Source organism: Myxococcus sp. RHSTA-1-4 (genome assembly GCF_020037125.1).
Classification (GTDB): Bacteria; Myxococcota; Myxococcia; order Myxococcales; family Myxococcaceae; genus Myxococcus.
This window is the reverse complement of the sequence record NZ_JAIQDG010000009.1, coordinates 191,658-210,586: the sequence shown is the minus strand read 5'-3', so window position 1 is coordinate 210,586 and position 18,929 is coordinate 191,658. Positions and strand designations below refer to the sequence as shown.

Genomic DNA, 18,929 nt, shown 5'->3' with positions numbered 1-18,929 from the left:
ATGGAAAACTTCATTCTCTGGAACGCGGCGGTACAGGACGGCGGGCAGACGCTGTCCTTCTCGGCCTTTGCCATGGCCATCAAGCAGCTCCACCAGGGGACGCCGGAGATGGTGGCGCAGATGCTCCGGGACCTGGGCGTGCCGGACATCGCCTTCTCTTCCTGGCGTGTGAGCCACTTCGTCACCAACTACCTGGCGGACGACCTGGACAGCGATGATTGGGAGGACATCTGGAATGACAACTGGCGCGTCGACGTGCGGCTCGTCACGCCACTTCAGCGCAGTTGGTCGGACCTCGAGCTCATCCGCACCTACGCCAGCGATGCGAGCTGGCCGGGGGAGCCGCCAGATCCTCCCTTCGAGTGCGTCGTCATGGCCGACTTCCTGGAGACCGGCGCGCTCACCCACGCGGAAGCCCTCCTCCGGCGCCTTGAAGGGCTGAGGACGGGGACACTGACTCCCGCCGAGCTGCTGCGCGAGGTGCCCACCGCCCGGCCCGAGCTTCCGAGGGAGCTCGCCGAGGAGCTGCGCGCCCGGCCCGAAGCCAGGGTGGTGGTGGAGCGCAGGGCGACCGAGCCCGAGCGGCTGGTCATCTCCGTGGGCCGCTTCGACATGGACTTCTTCGAGGACGGAGCCCCGTTCGCTGAGAAGGTCCGGGAACTGTGCCGCGTGCTTGGCGGGCTCACGACCTGGAACGACCTGACGGATGCCCAGATCTGACGCCCGGGAGACCGCCGCATGAGAAACACCTTCGCCTGTCTCGTCCACGAGAGCCGGGAGTGCGTCATCGACCTGGTGCGCAACCTGCACCACCTGGACCCGGACTCGCGCATCCTGCTCTACAACGGTGGGCAGGACGGGGATCTGCTCCAGGGCTTCCCCTTCGAGCGGTACAACGCCGTCGTCCACCCCACCCCACGGCCGATGAAGTGGGGCTGGCTGCACGACTTCGCGCTCGACTGCTTCCGCTTCGCGCTGGAGCACCACCCGTTCGACGCGATGACCATCGTCGACTCGGACCAGCTCGGGCTGCGGCCCGGGTACTCCGGCTTCCTGCGCGCCTTCCTGGACGCGAACCCCGGCGCGGGGCTGCTCGGCAACGTGCAGCCTCCCCATGGCCCCGGCAGCCGCGCCGCGCCCGCGGTGAATGCCCGCCGCGAGGTGGACCTGTGGCGCCCCTTCCTCCGGAGGTTCCCCCAGGGCGAGGCCCAGTTCGTCCATTGGACCTTCTGGCCCTCCACCGTCTTCACCGCGGATGCCGCCAAGGACATGGTGACGCTGTGGGAAGACCCGCAGCTCCAGGACATCCTCCGGCGCTCACGCATCTGGGCCAGCGAGGAGGTGCTCTTCCCCACCCTCGTCGCCCTGCTCGGCCACCGCGTCCTCACCAGCCCGTGCAGCTACGACCTGGTCCGCTACCGCGTCCGCTACTCCACCGGACAGCTCGACACGGCCCTGGCCGACCCGAGCGGCTTCTGGGCCCACCCCATCCCCCGCCGCTACGACGACCCGCTGCGCGCCCACGTGCGCTCGCGCTTCCGCGACTACGAGGGCCGCGCGCGGGTGTTGCAAGCACCGCCCCCGGCGGGTGACGCCCTGGCGCCGAAGGCGGAGGACGGCGCCCCTGTTGAAGGCGCGGCGGCGAACACGGAGGAGCACGGGCCTCGGCTGCTGCTCACCTGGCCCATCCTCGCGGAGATGCAGAAGGTGGAGGGCTGGCTCTCCGAGGAGGAGGCGGACCTGCTCATCGCCGCGGCCTCACGCGCGCTGTCCTCGCTGCCCGCGCCGCACGCGGTGGTGGAGGTGGGCAGCTACTGCGGGAAGGCCACCGTCGTGCTGGGCCGCGTCGCCGAGTCGCTCGGCTCCCCAGCGCCCATCCACGCCATCGACCCGGGGGACGGCGTCGTCGGCTCGCGCGACAGCGGGCTCCGCCACCTGGGGCCCACGCGCGACAAGCTCCAGCAGACGCTGCGGCAGGCCGGGCTCGACTCGCGCGTCCGCGTCCACTTCCAGGCCGCGCCCTCCGTGCCGTGGAGCGAGCCCATCGGCTTCCTCCTCGTCGACGGGCTGCATGACTACGCCAGCGTCGCCGCCGACTTCCACCACCTGGAGCCGTGGCTCGCCACCGGTGGGTTCGTCGCCTTCCACGACTGCGCGGACTACTTCCCCGGAGTGAAGCTCTTCGTGCGCGAGTTGCTGCGCGGCGGCAGGTTCCGGCGCGTCCACATGGCGGGCTCGCTCGTCGTCCTGGAGAAGGTGGCCGCGGAGGAGCGGACGGACGCGGCCGCGGCGCCGCCCGCCGCCGAGCCTCCGGCGCTCGTGGGGATGGACCCCACGCCCACCGCCCCGCGCGCCCGCGTCACGCTCCCGGCGGGAGCGGCGGGCACGAAGGTGTCGTGCATCATGCCCACGTACAACCGGCGCCGGTTCGTCCCGCTCGCGGTGCGCTGGTTCCTCGCGCAGGACTGGCCGGACCGGGAGCTCATCGTCGTGGACGACGGCTCCGAGCCCGCGGGCGACCTCCTCCCCGAGGACCCGCGCATCCGCCACGTGCGATTGGAGCGCCGCCACTCGCTGGGCGCCAAGCGCAACCTCGCGTGCCAGGCCGCGCGTGGGGACGTCATCGTCCACTGGGACGACGACGACTGGTCCGCGCCCACGCGCCTCACCTACCAGGTGTCGTCCCTGCTCCAGGCGGGCGCCGCCGTCTGCGGCCTCACCCGCGTCTACTACCACCAGCCGTCCACCGGCCGCTCCTGGCAGTACGTGTACCCCACCGGCCAGCGCCCCTGGGTGTCCGGCAACACGCTCTGCTACACGCGGGACTTCTGGCGCCGAAACCCCTTCCCCGACATCAACGTCGGCGAGGACGCGCGCTTCCTCTGGAGCGACCCGTCCCGGACGCTCCTCGTGCTGGAGGACTCCTCCTTCTTCGTCGCCTGTGTGCACGACGCCAACGTGGACCCCAAGCGCGTCCACCACCGCTTCTGGCACTCCCACCCCACCGAGGCGCTGCGCGCCCTCATGGGTGACGCCTTCGACGCCCTCCGTGGCGCCGCCCTCCCCACCGAAACCTCCCATGCACCGCGCCCGCTCGCCGCGGGAGCCCCCTGAGGCCCGCCATGACGTCCGCCCTCACCTTCTGCTTCCACGACCACACCGTCCGGCCCAGCCTGGTTGCCGCCGTCCGCTCGGCCATGTCCCACAACCGCGACGCCGTCGTCCGCATCTACTGCGACCCGGAGAGCATCCCCCGCTACCAGCCGCTGCTGCCCAAGGCCCACTTCGAGGACCTGACGCAGTACTTCGACACCTTGCAGACGACACGGATGGACATCGCCGCGCGGCGCATGCGGGCCTTCGCGCTCCACCGCCATGGAGGCTGGTACCTGGACGCCTTCGACACCCTCTCCCTCCGCCCCCTGCCGGACGTGGAGCGCTTCACCATTGGCGAGGAGTGCTGGGACCCGCGCCGCCGCTGCGCCGGCATCTGCGCCAGCCCACCGGGCTCCCCGTTCGCCGCGGCGTGGCTCACCGCGATGAAGGGCGTGCCCGACACCCAGTGGGACCACTGGACGGACCAGACGCTGGTCAACCGCGTCATCGACTCCGGCCGATTCCCCGTGGAGCGGCTCCCCACCGGCCGCCTCAACTGGCCCTCCGAGAGCGGCTTCGTGGGCGAGCTGCGCCTGTCCGAGGACCAGGTGGAGTGGCTGCTCGATAACGCCTGGGTCGTCCACTACTACGGCCGGGGCGCGCGCGGCATCCCCTACAAGGAGATGAACCTCACCACCCTGCGCCGCTGCAGGAACCTGGACGGGTGGCTCCCCCGCCTCATCCTCCATTACAGCCGTGGCGTACCCGAGACGCCCGGTCCCGGATGACCCGTCGCCGCCTCGCACCGACCGCCGCGCCGAGTGCGGCCTTACGGGTTCTCCAGCGATTGCTCAGTTCTTGAGACAGTGTGAAGATCAGCGCCATGGGAAAAAGCGCACTGGCGGTCTCCGTTGCGGGAGACGTCCCCCCGGTCATCCCCTCTCGTGCCCTGGAGGTGGACGTGGGGGGAGCCCTGCCGGTGGCCTTCGGTGGCCTGCGGAAGGTGCTGCGCGCGTGCGAGGACGCCGCTCCGGACGTGGTGCGTGCCCTGTCCCGAGCCCACCCTTCCGAGTGGAACCGGCTCTTCCCGGGCGCCATCGACGGCGTGCCGGACCTGAGCGACCTGGCGCTGACGCCGTCCGAGCGCCGGCTCCACCGCGAGTCCGAGCAGATGTTCTGGGTGCTCAACGTGGCGGCGAAGGCCATCGTCGAGACGCTGCGCGCCTGTGGCCGCCCGCTGGTGCTGCACGGCGCGGGCGAGTGCGACCTGGTCAGCCTGCGCGCGGTGATGCGCGCCGCTGAGTGGAGCCGCCTGGAGGGGCTGGACGGCACGCTGCTGCTCACCGGGTGGAACGTGCGCCGTCCGCATGGCGCGGTGGGCTTCGAGTCCCGGCGGCGGGCGTACCTGGACTCGCTCTGCGACCGGATGCGGGCGCCGCGCGCCTCGGGGCCGGGGCCGGTGTCCTCGCGCGCCGTGGAGCCCGCGGTGGACCTGGAGGGGCGCTACCTGCAGCTGGTGGTGGACGGCTCGCAGGCGCGGGAGGACCGCGTGGCCGCGGCCATCCTCGCCATCCGGAGCTGCTTCTTCACCACCAACTACGAGGGAGCGATGCTGGCCGCGGAGCAGGGGCTGGCGCTGCTGGACGGGGACGCGGACGCGGCGCTGCCCTCGCGCGTCGCCCAGGCGTGGGACGCGCTGGACACGGGCTTCTCCACGCCGGCCATCGAAATCGACCGGAGCAGCCTGGGGGACGTGGAGGAGTTGCGCGCCCTGTTCGCGCGGAGCATGGGCGTGGTGCACGTCTATACCGGCGCGCACGACGCGGCCATGGAGGCCTTCGCCCGGGGACTGGCGTGCCGCGTGCCGCCGGAGCTGGTGGCGCGGCTGCACATGTTCCGCGCGCTCACGCTGACCAAGCGCTTCGGGCAGCTCCCGAACGCGCGCGCCGAGGTGGAGGCGGGCGTGGCCGCGCTGGAGCGCTGCACGTCGCCGGACCGCGCGCTCCAGGAGGGCTGGTTGCGCAACGTCTGCGCGCTCACCTGGTTCCAGGAGCGCAAGCTGGACAAGGCGCTGGTGGAGGAGAAGCTCGCCATGCGCTGCGTGGGCGACCTGCATGACGCCAGCGCCACGCACCTGAAAATCAACCTCATCTCCAACGCCAGCTACCTTCAGGAGACGGCGCGGCAGTACGGGGACGCCATCGCCACGTGGCGGCGCTTCGAGGCCATCAGCGCGCGGTGGGGCGTCAACTTCGCCAAGCACCACCGCTACCGGCTGGCCGGACTGGAGCTGGCCGCGGGCGAGCGCGACGCCGCCGTGGCCCACTTCACCGAGGCGTACGCCAACGCGGACGCGCTGGGGGACTCGTTCCACCGGCAGGTCATCGCCGCGGAGCTGGGGCGCCTCTTCCTGGACGAGCAGCAGCACGCCTCCGCCGTGGAGTGGTTCGCCCGCGCGGAGGAGCACGCGCGCGCCGTGGGAGACCCGCTGAAGACGGCGGAGAGCCTCGCGGGGCTCGCGGTGGCCGCCGGCCGCACCGACTGGACGGAGGCCCTGCGCTGCGCCCGGGCCAGCACCACCTGGCCGAAGGAGACCGCCACCCTGACGGATGCGCTGGAGCGCGGGGACGTGAAGGCGGTGCACGCCGCGCTGCCGCGAGCACGGACGAAGCTCAACCGCCCGTTCGACCTGGTGAGCCTGTACTGACGAGGCGCGCGGGGTCGAACGGAGCGACCGCGTCACAGCGGCCGTGTGCCAGGAGCTCCGTGACGGAGGCCCCCGTGAGCGCGCCGGTGAGGATGCCCTGCCCGCCCAGTCCCGTCGCGACGAAGGTGCGCAGCGTGCCCGGGAAGCGGCCGATGTAGGGCCGCCCATCCACCGTCACCGCGCGCAGCCCGGCCCAGGCGCGAACGAAGCGGGCGTCCCGCAGGCGCGGCGCCAGCTTCGCCACCGTGGCGCTGAGGTGCAGCAGGCCCGCGGGCGTCACGTGCTCCGAGAAGCCCGCGTCCTCCTCCGTGGCGCCGACGACAATCTCCCCCGAGCGCCAGGGCGCCAGGTACGAAGGGCCGGAGACGACACGCGTGAGGTGCAGGCCCGGCTGGTGCACCACCAGCATCTGCCCGCGCACCGGCTTCAGCGGCAGTGCCGGCAGGCCCGCCAGGCCGGCCGACCACGGGCCCGCGCTGACGATGAGCTGGTCCGCTCGAAGCGTTCCCCCGTCCGTCCGAACCTCGACTCCGCCGTCCGTCTCCGTGACGGAGCGCGCGGCCTCGCCCAGGCGCAGTCGCACTCCCGCGCGCGCCCCGGCGGCCAGGAGCGCGTTGACGTAGCCCTCCGTGTCCACCATGTGGCCGTGCCCGCTCTCGAAGGCGCCGAAGAGGGGCGTGCCTTCCAGCGCGGGCTCCAGCGCCACGAGCCTCGCGGCATCCACCCACGTGCCGGGGCCCTCCGGGTCCTTCGAGGCCTTGTCCGCCAGCGCGTCCCGGGACTTCGCGTCCGTGGCGACGCGGAGGATGCCGTGCCCCCGGCGCAGCGTGGGGCCTTCCGGGAGCGAGGCGAGGTCCTCGGCCAGGGTGGCGCGGCCCGCGCGGGCGAACGCGAGCATGTCCGCGTCCTCCCACAGGCGGACGGAAGGAATGGCCACCCCGGCGGCGGCGCGCGAGCCCCGGCCTCCGGGGTGCACGGCGTCCAGGACGGTGACGCTCGCCCCAGAAGAGACGAGCCGGCGCGCGGCCGAAAGGCCGACGACGCCAGCTCCGAGAATCAGGATGTCGGTGCCTGGCTTCATGTGGACGGGCCCGGGTGGGCCCTGCTCCCTCCTGGCACCAGGACTCCGCTCACAGCGGGCGGGCCACGAGGTGGAAGTTGCCTCCCACGTAGACGAAGCCGGTGCGCTCCGCGCGCTTCACCACCGCGTCCAGCAGCGTGTAGCCCAGCAGCATCTTGAAGCCCTGCCGCGCCGCTTCCTCGCACACGGCGGCGACGATGGCGTCCACGGCCACGTTGCGCTCGTCCTTCGGCAGCCCCGGCGCGGCCACGAGGTTCTCGATGAGGGCCATCGAGCTGTCCGTGCGGTACAGGAAACCCGCGGCCTTGCCGGGAATGATGAAGCCGGTCTTCGGAAGAGCTTCCGGGACCATCAGCTCGTTCCAGTGCTGCAGCCAGTCCTTCACCTGCTCGAAGTGCAGCTCTGGAACGAAGGGGATGGGCGTCATGGATTACTGGAACAGCAGCTGGGCCATGCGCTGAGCGGACAGCTCCGTGGCGTTCTCGCGGCCCTGCTGCGTGAGCTCCTCCTTCTTGGTGCTCTTGAGCAGGTCGCCGATGATGTCGGTGACCTTGCCCTTGCCGGAGGCCAGGTTGAGCGCGCCGCTCAGCAGGCTGTTGCCGCCCATGCCGTCCATCAGCGCGGAGCCGCCAAACTTGCCCAGGACGTTCCCGAAGATGTTGCCACCCGGGATGAGGTCGGTGGCCGCACCCATCAGCGCCTGCAGGGGGTTCTTGCCCTGCATCAGGCCGCTGGCGAAGCCCATCGCGGCGCCGAGCAGCGGGTTGACGGCCGAGACGAACGGCTTGACGACGTCCATCACCTTGCCAAGAGCCTTGCCGATTCCACCCATGGTCAGATCCTTTGTTCGGGGCCGCCGTGCGGCCAGCGTGTGTTCCTGTTGATGGAATTGTCGGACGCTCGGCTTATTTGTTCCGTGTTACCCCGAAAAAACCCGACGACCTCCTTGGGGCTCCAGGGAATCCAGGGACTTGGGCACACTGGGGACGGGAAAAATCCCGGGGACTCCCGTCCCCGCGCGTGCGCCTCAGCTTCCCCTGGGCGGCGACTTCTTGGCGTCCGCGGCCTGCACGGCGGTGGGGGACAGGCCCTTGCGAGCCTCGGGGGCGCCCTTCTGGACCTGATCCGACGCGAGCGCCGACTTGAAGCGCGCGTCCGGGTCCTCCTTGTTGAAGCCGTCGAGCTGCTGGGCGCGGTTGAGCATCACCTCGCCGTCGACGACCTTCTGCAGGTACCCCTGGAGCTCCTCGACGGTGGGGACGCTGGGGTCTCTCGCCTTGAGCTCCTCGTCCGGGGTGATCTTGAGCTGAGCCGGCTTCTCCGGGTACTGGGCGTAGTCGATGATCTTCGCGACGTAGGCCTCCACGTCGATCTTCAGCATCCGGGCCTGTTCCTTCACATCCGGGTCGGCCATCAGCTCCGCGCGAATCTCTTCCACCGGCTTCTTCAGCTTCCGCGGCTGCGGGACGACCTCGTTCTCTCCGGCCATGGGCTTTCTCCAGAAGTTAGGGGCGCGTCATCCTACCCCAGCCCTCCGGGGCCGGGTACGGGGGTTCCCTGGCTCCAGCGGGTGAATTGCATCCGCAGCTCGCAGGTGAAGCGGCCCCGCGCGTCCTTCAGCCAGAGCTGCTCCGGGGCCGGGTACATCTCCTCCACCGACAGCCGCTCCGCCTCCCGCGCCAGATGGGACAGCAGGTCCAGGGCGAAGGGGCTCGCCGTGTCGATGAGGTACGGCTTGCGCTCCTTCGAGCTGCGCATGAACACGAAGCGGGGCCACCCGCCCGCCCGCCGCTCGCGCTGCACCGCGAGGAAGAGGTCGAAGCCCGCCGGCCCCGCCAGCCGCTCGGCGGGCAACTCCCACCGCTCGCGCTGGTACACCGCGCCGCCCACGCTCAGCCGCGGCAGGTGGCTGCCCCTCGTGCGCAGCGGCGCGTGCAGCACCTGGGCGTGCGCCAGCGCGGCGAAGGGCGGGTACGAGGAGAAGTCGTCCAGCGGGAGGTAGAGGCTCAGCCGCTGGCCCGTGCCGTCCGTCAGCACCGGCCCCTCCGGCGTGGGCGCCACCCGCACGTCGGCCGGCGTCAGCGCGCCCTCCTCCACGTCCAGCACGTCCGACACCGAGTACACCAGCCGCCGTCCCGGGAAGACGTAGAAGCCCTTGTTGCGCCGGCGGATGGACAGGCCCACCAGCCCCCGCGCGGCGGGGTCCGCGTCCAGCCAGCGCGAGGCCACCGAGGCGTACCGCTCGCGCTCCGGCTGGAAGGCGCTCAGCCAGCTCCACAGCAGCAGGTGGTGGTGGACGCGCGCCAGCATCACCTCGAAGCCGCCGCCGTCCGGCTTCGCCGCGAGGCACACGTCCGGCAGCGCGTACCGGCCTCCCGGCGTGGACGTGCCCAGGAAGTCCACGGGCAGCGCCCGGGCGCGCGCCCCGTCCTCGTCGAGCAGCACCGGAGGCACCGGCGAGAAGCGGCTCCCCGACACGGTGTCCGGCCGCAGCCGCACCGCGTACTCGAGGAGGTCCATGGGCCGCGCGTCCGGGCCCAGCGCGTCACGCACCTGCTCGCGGAAGCCGCGCTGCACCTTCTCCCCGTACGCGGCTGACAGCTCCAGCGCGCCCGTCAGCGCGGCCTCCAGCTCCGCGGTGAAGCGCTCGCCGAAGCGCAGGCGGAACGGTGAGCTGGCCTCCTCATAGATGATGAGCCGATCCGCGTAGACCTGCCCTTCCCCGCGCCGCGCCGGCTTGCCGGTGGCCTCCGTGAAGGCCGCCTCCAGGCGCGGCAGCAGCTCGCGGCGGTGGGCCAGGTCCGCCGTCTCGAAGCCGGCCCTCAGGCGCGCGAGCGCGTCGAGCCGCTCCAGCCAGCGGCCCCGGGCCTCGGACTCCGGCAGCGCGGCCACCGCGTCGCGCACGCTCTCGAACGTGCTGAAGTCGTTCGGCCGGAACGGCAGGCCCCACAGCAGCAGCGCCGTCTTCACCAGCGGCAGCGCCTGCCGCTCCACGTCCGCCACCGCCACCCCCAGCACCCGCGCCGCCTCCTCCGGCGTCGGATGCTCGCGCAGCACGGACAGGAGATTCTCCGCCTGGGGAGACAGGGGCACGTCCAGCTTCAGCGGCTCGCACGCGGCGCGGCCCGGAGTCACCTTGAAGAGCGGATTGAGACGCAGCGGGAGGTGCGCGCGCAGCGCCCGCTCGCGGCCCACCGCGCGGGCCAGTTCCGTCACCGCCCAGAAGGAGAAGAACGTCCGGCGGCGCGTGTTGCCGCTCGGTACCGTGCGCACGTCGTAGCCGTCCTCGGTGGTGCGCTCTCCGTAGGAGATGGGGCCGAAGAAGCTGGTCGTCTCGTTCTTCGCGCAGAAGCGCTGCAGGTACGTGTAGACCTGCCGCTCCACCCGGCGCGCGTCGGAGGTGTCCGGCCGGTCGCCGCCTCGCAGGTAGCGCGTCCAGACGTTGTCGAACATGGCCGGGCTGGAGAGGAACACCGCCTCCTGGATGGCCGGGTCCGCCGCCCGCTCACGCAGGCGCGGGCGCAGGGCCTTGCGCTCCTCGGCGTAGCGGGCCTGGAGTGAATCGCGGCGCGCTTTGTAGCGCGCCAGCGCGTCCCGGGCCGCGGGGCCATGGCGCGGCTTGAGCATGGGCTCGCGGCCCCGGGCGAGGGACTCCTGGAGGGCCTGGGCGTCGGCGTCACCGCCTCCTGTACGCACCGCGGCGAGCAGCGCGTCCTCGTCCTCCAGCAGCCGGGTGGTCTCCTCCAGCAGCTCCGCGGACAGGCCGAGCGACTCCAGCCAGTCGAAAGGAAAGCCCGCGTGGCGCAGTACGAACACCTCGCCCAGCGTCCAGGTCTCACTCATCCGTGCACCCTCGTCAGGACGGACTTCGCCACCAGCGTGTCCACCAGCCTGCCCCGCTGGGCCTCGGGGACGGCGCCCAGCACGTCGGCCACATGCGCGGGCCGCGTCAGGCCAGCCAGCTTCGGCGCGAGGCGCGCGTCCATCGCGAGCACCGTGCCCGTGCGCAGGTTCGCCGCGTACCACGTGGGCTTCGGCGCTCCGTCCAACGCGGCCGGGAGCTGGAGCAGCGCGCAGTCGTCGTCCAGGCGGAGGGGCTGGCTTCCCATGCCTGGCGCCCGGGCCGCGCTCCCTTCTTCCGCCGGCGGCTCACGCTCCGCACGCGTGGGTCCATGGAGGTAGGCGGCGGCGACACGGCCCGGGTTCAGGGGCGCTCGCTGCATCAGCCGGGTGGACAGGGCCGTGAGCATCTCCTGGAGCTGGAAGCCCGAGAGCGTGGCCGGAGCATCGAAGGGCCAGCTCCGCGCGAGGTCCCGGTCCGCGGCCGGATTTCGCAGCTGGCCGATGCGCCAGCGGAACCGACGGTCCACGTGCCGCTGGTGCATCGGCCAGTGAAAGGGACGCACTCCGGCCATGTGGTGGAACAGGGGCTTCGCGTCGAGCGCCGCCAGCGTCGATTCCAGCATCGCCGTGTCCACGCCCGGCGCTCCCACCCACCACTCCGCGACGACCCGCACGCCCGCGGCCCTCAACCGCTCGGCTCCCCGCGCGAGTTCCTCCGAATGCAGCCGGCCGCCAAAGGTATCCAACACGTCCTCGCCGCGCGCCGCGCAGAAGCCCACCACCGCCACGCGGCAGCCGCTCGCCACCAGGGCGTCCGCATGCACGAGACTGTCGAGCTCCACGTGGCCGCCCCAGGGGGCTCCCCCCGTGAAGCCTCGCAGCTCGTCCGGGGTACAGACGCCGAACTCCTGCCCCGCCGTCAGCGCCCGCAGGTCTTTCGGCCCGCGCTCCTCCCCCAGCGTCACCCAGCCGCGCCCATCGTCTGGAGGCCAGGGCGTGGTGACACACAGGTCCAGGGCCTCGGGAATCCACACGAGCGACTCCGGCCCGGGGGCACCCGTCAGCGGAGCCACGCGCCAGCGGAGGGGCGCGGTCGCATCGACGAACACCGCCCGCTGGAGCATGGGCAGGCGGGACAGCACCTTGCGGTGGGCCACCGCGAAGGGCCCGGCGACCTCCAGAACCACCTCGGGCGGACAGGCCCGGGCGAGCCATGCCGTCGCCGGGAGTTGCTGGTCCCGCTCCAGCCAGAGGCGCACCCGCTCCGCTTCCGTGAAGCGCTCGGCCGCCCGGGCCAGGTCCTCCGCGTAGGGCGCGGGCTGGCCCACCGCGCGCAGCACGTCCGCGCTCCGCTCGGTGGTGCCCTCCTCCAACTCCAGGTCGTCGAGCCGCAGGCGCACGCCATTCGGAGGCCCCGAAAGGGCCGTGAGCACCGCCCCCAGGGCCCGGAGCCCGGTGTTTCCGCCGCGCTCCTCGCGCGTAGACAGGGTGCGGGCCGCGCGCAGCAGGAGCAGCTCGCGCATCGACTCCGCCGTGGCGGGAGCCGCCTCGCGGGCTTCGGAGGCCTCTGTCATCGCCGCATCGGAGAGGATGCGCCGGCAGAAGTCCCGGGCCACGTCCACGAGGTGCCAGCCCTCGGGCGCCTCCGGGATGAGCGTCACGTCCCGGTGTGGTGGCAGCACCAGCAGCTTCATTCCCGGGCCTCCGGCGACGGTGCTCCCCACAGCAGCGTGCACCGCAGCTCCACCGTGTGACGGCCTCCCGGTCCCCGGAGCCAGAGCTGGTCCGGCGCGGGCCGCATCTCCGAGAGGACGACGTCCGTCTTCTGCTCCAGCAGGTTGAGGAAGACGCGCAGCAGCGGCGGGCTGCGCACGTCCACCAGCACGGGCTTCCGCTCGTCCTTGAACTTCGCGAAGACGCAGTCAGGCATCCCCCGCGCCGCCCACAGGGCCACCGCCGCTCGCAGCCGCGCCCGGTCGTCCCGGCATGCGAGCAACACCTCCCGCTCCTCCGCGCCCAGCCGCCACTGCTCGCGCTGCACCACCACCCCACCCAGCGTCAGCCGGGGCGTATGCGCCCCCTGCGACACACGCAGCGGGCGGATGCGGGGCAGCGCGAAGGCGGTGTGCACCAGGCTCTCCAGCTCGCCGTTGTAGAGGCACACCTCCGAGCCCAGCCGCTTCGACACCAGCCGCGCGCTCTTCCCATCACTCTCCACGAACAGGTCGTCCAGCGGCAGCCGCCACCCGGAGGCCCGCGCGCTCACCCCGCCCAGCTCCACCACCGGGCCCGGAAACTCCGAAGGCAGCAGCCCCGTGCGCCGCGACGCCAGCACCGTCACCAGCGGCAGGGGCCGCGGCAGCGCTCCCAGCGCCCGCACCATTCCGCTCTCCACCTTGCCGCGCGCCTCGTGGAACTGGAGCGCCCAGCCCCACACCAGGGCCGTGTCGTGCACGTCGCCCATCACCAGCTCGTAGTCGCCCCGGCTCCACGCCTCCACGTCCCTCGCGCCCACCAGCAGGTCCACCGAGGTGACGAGCGGCAGCGCCCGCGCATCCTCCGGCGCCGGCGGCGCCGCCACTCCGCCCAGCTCCACGTGGCGCGCGGCCGCGTCGGGAATGGCCCCCGCGAGCACCTCCGCCACCGACGTGTCCGAGGGCACCGGCCGGTCCGCGTACGCGGCCACCACCTTCCAGAAGGGCACCGTGCGCGCCCCCACCAGCCCCGCCACCGCGGCCCGAGCCGCCTCGCGCGTGCGGCGCGCCGCCTCGCCCATCCACGCCAGGGCGGGCTCCAGCCGCGACACCAGCTCGCGGGCGCGCTCGCCGCCAACCTCCACCCGCAGGTCTCCCCCGCACTCCTCCCGGAGCGGCAGCCGGTCCTGGTAGAAGTTGTGGGATTCGGACGCCGAGGCGCGCTCGGACGGCGGCACCACGCCCCACCGCGCGCGTGCCCGCTCCGCGAAGGCCCCTTGCAGCGCCATCTTCCCCGCGGCGTCCGCCGCGCCGTACCGGGCCATCAGCTCCAGCAGCGCGCTCAGCCCCTCCACGTGGCGCCGCGCCGCGGGACAGGGCACCCCCGCCACCCGCTCGGCCAGGTCGTCCAGCGGGTGGTGCACGGCGGCGGGGACCTCGAGCTGGTGCGTGAGCAGGCCCTTGTCACAGCCCAGCCGCGCCGCCTCGCGCGCCATCCCCGGTGCCACGCCCAGTGACGACGCCAGCCCCGCCAGCGTCCGCGTCCCGTCCGCCAGCTCCACCAGCCGCGGCAGCAGCTCGTCCGTGCTCTCCGGCGGGGGCGCGGCCTTGCGCGAGGGCACCTCCGCGAAGGCCTTGCGGCGCAGCACCAGCCACGCGGAAATCTCCGGGTCGAAGGCGATGGCGCGCACCAGCCCCTGCACCAGCCATGAGGCCGCGAAGGTGTTGCGCCCCACCAGCACCTCCGGCCCGGACCAGCGCAGCGTCACCCCCGTGGGTGCCTCCGCGTCCGCCCGGCCGTAGTTGATGGGGCCGAAGAAGCCCATCGTCTCGTTCTTCGCGCACAGACGCTGCAGGTAGCTGGCCACCTGCCGCCGCAGCCGTGCGCCATCACGCCCCGCCAGCAGGTCCTTCGCCACGGGGGGGCTGGAGCTGGCCACTGCCTCCAGGAAGCGCGGCTCCATGCGCAGCGCGGCCAGCGCCGCCTCCACGCCCGCGGACTCGCGCTCCAGCGCCGACTCGAAGGCGTCCTCCGCCTCTCGGGCCGCCCGGGCGCGCGCGTTCCACGCGGCGAACACCTCCGGCGACTCCAGTCCCTCCGTGTCCACCGGATGCCCGGCCTTCAGCGCCGCCAGTACCGCGCGCGGCGGGCGCTTCACTCGTGGGCCCTCGGCGCGCAGCGCCTCCAGGGCGCGCTGCTCCGCCGCCAGCCGCCGCGCCCCCGCCGCTGACTCCGGGCACCCCAGGCGCTCCAGCCAGTCAAAGGGGAAGCCCGTGGTACGCACCACGAGGTGGGGGAAGAGGGTCCAGCCCTTCATGGGTTACGCACCCTTCGTCCTGGGGCGCGCGCGGCGCCCGGAGGTGTGCCGCTCAGCCACGCTGCTCTACCGCGCCTTCACCTCGATTTCCTGCCCCGGCACGGCCATCACCCACACCTTGCTCACGCCACCCGGGCAGCGCACCAGCACCTCCAGCTCCCGGCCGGCGTCGATGGGCGCCTTCACCACCGGCGTCACGCCCGGCAGCATCGCCCCGCCGACCTGGACCTGGCAGCCCGGAGCGCTTCCCGCCACGCTCAGCAGGCCCTGCGTTCCAGGCTGATGCGTGGCGCCCGCCAGCGTGCGCACGTCGATGCCGTCCCGCTGCTGGGTCGTCCCGAAACGCCGCAGCTTCCCGTCCACCGCCGTGGAGACGAGCAGCGGCCCGGTCAGCGACTCGAACGAGGCCGAGCCCTCCTCCACGCGCACACCGCCCACGTAGACGTGCTCGCCCGGCTCCACGTTGACGAACGGAGAGCCGGGGCCACGCAGCATCACCAGCGCCACCGCGCCCAGCACCAGCAGCCCGCCCCCCCCCAGCGCGGCCCACTTCCAGGCCCCGCCCCCGCCCGCCTCGGCCTCCTTCGAGGGAGGCCGCGGGGCCCCCTGCGGAGCGGGACGGGCGGCCGGGAGCTCCGGAACCGTGGGGACGCTGACGGAAGGCCGCGTGGGCACGGGGGCCCGGGCCTGCGCGGCGGCATTCGCCTGCGCGCCATGAGCCGGCACGCCGGTGGTGGAGGGGCGCGCCATGGCCGGCTGGGAGGGCCGCGGCGGCGGTGCGGGCCGGGGCGCCGCGGGGGCCTCCGCGCGCGGCGGAGGCTGTCCCTGTATCAGCGGGAGGACCTCCGTGCGCTCGCCCAGCTCCACGTCCACGTCCAGGCCGGGGAGCTCGGGCAGCGAGGCCGGCGGAGGCACCGCCGCGGCCCGGGGCTCCACGCGCGGCACGCTCCCGCTCGCGGGGGGACGGGGGCCGCTGGCGGGGGGCGGCGTCGCGGGCGAGGAGCCACCAGGCGCTCCGCTGCCGGCCACCGGACGCGCGCTGGCGACGGGAGGTGGCGTCATGGGCCTGGGGCCACTGCCACTGCCCGCCGCCGGACGCGGGCCGCTGCCACTGCCCGTCGTCGCCGGGTGCGAGCCACTGCCCCGGTTCGGCGTGCGCCCGTCCGTCGGGGCGGCCATCTCTCCCGTGTGGACATTCCCGCTGCCCGTGCCCGACGGCATGGGGCGCGGGTGGCTGCCGGTGCCCGAGGTGGTCGACGGCGCGAACTCCACCAGCCGGTCCCCCAGCGTGTCCTTGAAGAACTGGGCCACCGCCGCCGGCGACGAGTTGAGCCGGTGGTGGGCCATCACCGCCTCGATTTCCTCGCGCATCGCCGCGGCCGACGGCGTGCGCCGCGCCGGGTCCTTCACCAGCGCGCGGAGGATGAGGTCGGACACGTCCTGCGGAATGTGAGGCTTGAGCTGCGAAGGCACCGGCGCCGGCTCGCGAACGATGGCGTTGAGCGTGGCCGCGTCGTGGTCCCTGCGGAACGGAAGCTGGCCCGTGAGCAGCTCGAAGAGCACCACGCCCAGGGCGAACACGTCGTTGCGCGCGTCCAGCGTGCGCCCGGAGGCCGCCTCCGGGGAGATGTAGGAAATCTTCCCCTTCAGCACGCCCGCCTGGGTGTTCTCCTCGCCCGCCACCTTGGCGATGCCGAAGTCGCTCAGCTTGATGGCGCCGTCCAGCGAGATGAGGACGTTGTGCGGGCTGACGTCCCGGTGCACCACCGGGTGCGGCGTGCCCGCCGGGTCCACGTAGCTGTGCGCGTAGTGCAGGCCCGCCGCGACCTCCGCGACGATGCGCAGCGCGTGCTCCAGCGGCAGCGCCAGTCCCTTGCGCCGCAGCTCGATGACCAGCTTCTTGAGGTCCGGCCCGCGCACGTACTCCATGAGGATGTACGCCACCCCGTCGGACACGCCCACGTCGAACGTCTGCACGACGTTCGGGTGCGTCAGCCGCGCGTTGGCGCGCGCCTCCGCGAACAGCATGTCCACGAACTCGGGGTTCTCCGCGAACTGCGGGAGAATCTTCTTCATCACCACGAACTTCTCGAAGCCCTTCACGCCGACCTGTTTGGCGAGGAAGACCTCCGCCATGCCGCCCTGCCCCAGCCGCCGGATGATGTTCAGCTTCGTGCTGCCCAGCGAGTTGGAGATGTCGGTGGAGGCGCCCTGCTTCGCCTGGGGGTCGACGTTCGTGGAGCCGAAGAGGTACTGGCTGAGGGCGCGCGGCTCCAGCGCCTCCATGTCCTCCAGCGGCCTGTCCGTGAGCTGCATGCGCGCCAGCAGGCCCTGGAGCTGGGGCATGTGGGGCACGCGGGCCTCGCCGCCGCAGATGGGGCACGCGATGTCCACGGCGGACTGCTGGGCGCGGAGCTGCGCCAGGTAGTCCGCGGCCTGGATGCGCTGGTGGCTCACCTGCCCGCAGTTGCGGCAGTCGCAGGGCAGCCACAGCGTGGCCATGCGCACCGGCGGATGCCGGGACGAGCGCGCCAGCGCGGCGAGGACCGGAGGCGGCACCCGGCACAGCACCACCTGCGCGCCCTGGGCCGCCGTCTCCAGCACCTGCTCCAGCTTGGGCAGCGCCTCCGGCTCCACCTTGCTCACGTGGCTGAAGTCGAAGGCGACACGCCCCTCCAGCCCGGACGCGAGCCGGCGCACGTTGAGGTCGCCCTTCAGCGCGCTGGCCAGGGTGATGTAGGTGATGTCGTCCTGGACGATTTTCAGGTGCTGCTGCAACTCCGGCTGCTCCGCGGGCATGCTGGCCCGCAGGTAGCGCATCACCACCGGGTCCACCGTGCCGAACTGCTGGCGGCGCGCGTAGTCGAAGAACTCGCCCGGCAGGTCCGCGAACTCCAGCGCGTTGGCGCACACCGGGCACTTGTGCTCGGGCGCGCGCTCCTCGGCGATGGCCTGGGCGTCGTCCAGCAGGTTCACCACCCGCAGCCGGTCCTCGTTGCAGGTGCGGCAGGTGTAGGGCGCCAGGACGGAGAGCACCCGCGCCACGCCGGCGAAGCCCTCCACCATGTTGAGCTGGTCCACCATCACCGGTGGCGCGTGCACGACGTACAGCCCCAGGGCCCCGGGAGGCAGCTTGCCGGCGAACTCAATCCACCGGCGCACACCGAAGGAGCTGATGCGCTCCACCCGTCCCAGGTCGACCACCAACAACCCGCTGAGCTCCGGGCTGCTGGCCGTCAGTGGGAATGTCTCGTCGATGACCCCGGAAATCCGGACGTGGGTGATGGTACCCACGCGGAGCCGGCTGATGATGGCGTTGGAACCCTGGCTATCCACCGGCCCTGACCTCATTGCAGACAGAACAACAGCGATTTCGGTTGGGTGGCGCGGCGGCGCGCCTCTCCCATGTCCACCACGCACAAGACACGCGATTCCTGGCCGGGTCTCACCCGGACCGCCACCGTGTCGCTGTGCTCCAGGATGCGCCGCAGCCCCAGGCCCGCGCCCCCGCCCGAGGCGTCCACCCGCACGCGCCCGCCCCACCCCTCCAGCGCACGGGCGAAGGGCCCCGGACGCAGGCCGCCGAAGCGGTCCACCACCTCCAGCCACATCCGGCCGTCCTCCACCGCGAAGGACAGCTCGCAGGCGTCCTCCTCCGCCACCTCGCTCACCTCCGTGCGCCGGTGCGCGTAGCGGTGCTGGCCCCGCGCGTCCACCGGAGCATCCAGCAGCGCGTTGGCGGCCAACTCATGCACCACGTCACCCACCAGGCCGGCCGCCACGCGGGAGCCACCCGCCTGCCCCACCGCCGCCGAGGCCGCGGCCCCCGTGACACCGATGTCCGCCACCCGCCGCAGCCGGTGCCTCGCCACCTCCACCCCTTCCGGCAGCAGCGCCCCGCCTCGCAGCAGGGCCCCCAGCAGGCGCACCTCCCACGCGGCGGGACGTCCGTCCGGGCCGCGCGTGGCCAGCAGCAGGGGCGGAGGCTCGCGGCGCAGCGACTCCGCGTGTGACGGCGACAGCCGGCCGTCGAAGAGCACCAGCCGGCGCGGGCCGGAGGGGAGCTCCGGCCCCTGGTGGAGGGCCACCCCTCCCTGCGCCAGCACCGGAGCCGCCCGCTCCAGCAGCGCGGGAGGAAGCGACTCGTCGGCGATCAGCAGGAGACCCCCGGGCTCCATGTGGGGTGCGGT

General features: G+C 73.0%; 13 protein-coding genes. 4 read left to right on the top strand and 9 right to left on the bottom strand.

The window, feature by feature from the left end:
- From K8638_RS15255 to K8638_RS15240, 4 genes are all read left to right on the top strand, one after another.
- Entirely contained in the window at window positions 1–720 is a 720-nt protein-coding gene (locus tag K8638_RS15255; RefSeq protein WP_223755249.1) for a hypothetical protein, read from the top strand.
- An 18-nt stretch (window positions 721–738) separates the two neighbouring features.
- Window positions 739–3,114 (top strand): glycosyltransferase, encoded by a 2,376-nt coding sequence (locus K8638_RS15250; protein WP_223755248.1) that lies wholly within the window; start codon window positions 739–741, stop codon window positions 3,112–3,114.
- An 8-nt stretch (window positions 3,115–3,122) separates the two neighbouring features.
- Window positions 3,123–3,884 (top strand): hypothetical protein, encoded by a 762-nt coding sequence (locus K8638_RS15245; RefSeq protein WP_223755247.1) that lies wholly within the window; start codon window positions 3,123–3,125, stop codon window positions 3,882–3,884.
- Window positions 3,885–3,979: 95 nt separating this feature from the next.
- Entirely contained in the window at window positions 3,980–5,803 is a 1,824-nt protein-coding gene (locus K8638_RS15240; RefSeq protein ID WP_223755246.1) for a lipopolysaccharide assembly protein LapB, read from the top strand.
- Here the strand turns inward: K8638_RS15240 and K8638_RS15235 are convergent.
- The 9 genes from K8638_RS15235 to K8638_RS15195 form a co-directional block, all read right to left on the bottom strand.
- Entirely contained in the window at window positions 5,769–6,884 is a 1,116-nt protein-coding gene (locus tag K8638_RS15235) for an FAD-binding oxidoreductase (RefSeq protein WP_223755245.1), read from the bottom strand. The genes K8638_RS15240 and K8638_RS15235 overlap by 35 nt on opposite strands.
- Before the next feature lie 49 nt (window positions 6,885–6,933).
- A complete protein-coding gene (locus tag K8638_RS15230) occupies window positions 6,934–7,311 on the bottom strand; it encodes a hypothetical protein (RefSeq protein ID WP_223755244.1) in 378 nt (125 codons plus the stop codon).
- A 3-nt stretch (window positions 7,312–7,314) separates the two neighbouring features.
- Window positions 7,315–7,716 (bottom strand): hypothetical protein, encoded by a 402-nt coding sequence (locus tag K8638_RS15225; protein WP_223755243.1) that lies wholly within the window; start codon window positions 7,714–7,716, stop codon window positions 7,315–7,317.
- A gap of 195 nt (window positions 7,717–7,911) precedes the next feature.
- Window positions 7,912–8,373, bottom strand: a complete 462-nt coding sequence (locus K8638_RS15220) for a hypothetical protein (protein WP_223755242.1) — start codon at window positions 8,371–8,373, stop codon at window positions 7,912–7,914.
- A gap of 32 nt (window positions 8,374–8,405) precedes the next feature.
- A complete protein-coding gene (locus K8638_RS15215) occupies window positions 8,406–10,727 on the bottom strand; it encodes a lantibiotic dehydratase (RefSeq protein ID WP_223755241.1) in 2,322 nt (773 codons plus the stop codon).
- Window positions 10,724–12,421 carry a hypothetical protein gene (locus tag K8638_RS15210; protein ID WP_223755240.1) on the bottom strand — a complete coding sequence of 566 codons (1,698 nt, stop codon included), beginning with the start codon at window positions 12,419–12,421 and terminating at the stop codon, window positions 10,724–10,726. The genes K8638_RS15215 and K8638_RS15210 overlap by 4 nt, the downstream gene beginning before the upstream one ends.
- A complete protein-coding gene (locus K8638_RS15205) occupies window positions 12,418–14,739 on the bottom strand; it encodes a lantibiotic dehydratase (protein WP_223755239.1) in 2,322 nt (773 codons plus the stop codon). Before K8638_RS15205 ends, K8638_RS15210 begins: the two co-directional genes overlap by 4 nt.
- Before the next feature lie 66 nt (window positions 14,740–14,805).
- Entirely contained in the window at window positions 14,806–18,075 is a 3,270-nt protein-coding gene (locus K8638_RS15200; RefSeq protein WP_223755238.1) for a serine/threonine-protein kinase, read from the bottom strand.
- An 11-nt stretch (window positions 18,076–18,086) separates the two neighbouring features.
- Complete coding sequence (locus tag K8638_RS15195; RefSeq protein WP_223755237.1) at window positions 18,087–18,917, bottom strand: hypothetical protein; 831 nt, start codon at window positions 18,915–18,917, stop codon at window positions 18,087–18,089.
- Between the last annotated feature and the right edge of the window lie 12 nt (window positions 18,918–18,929).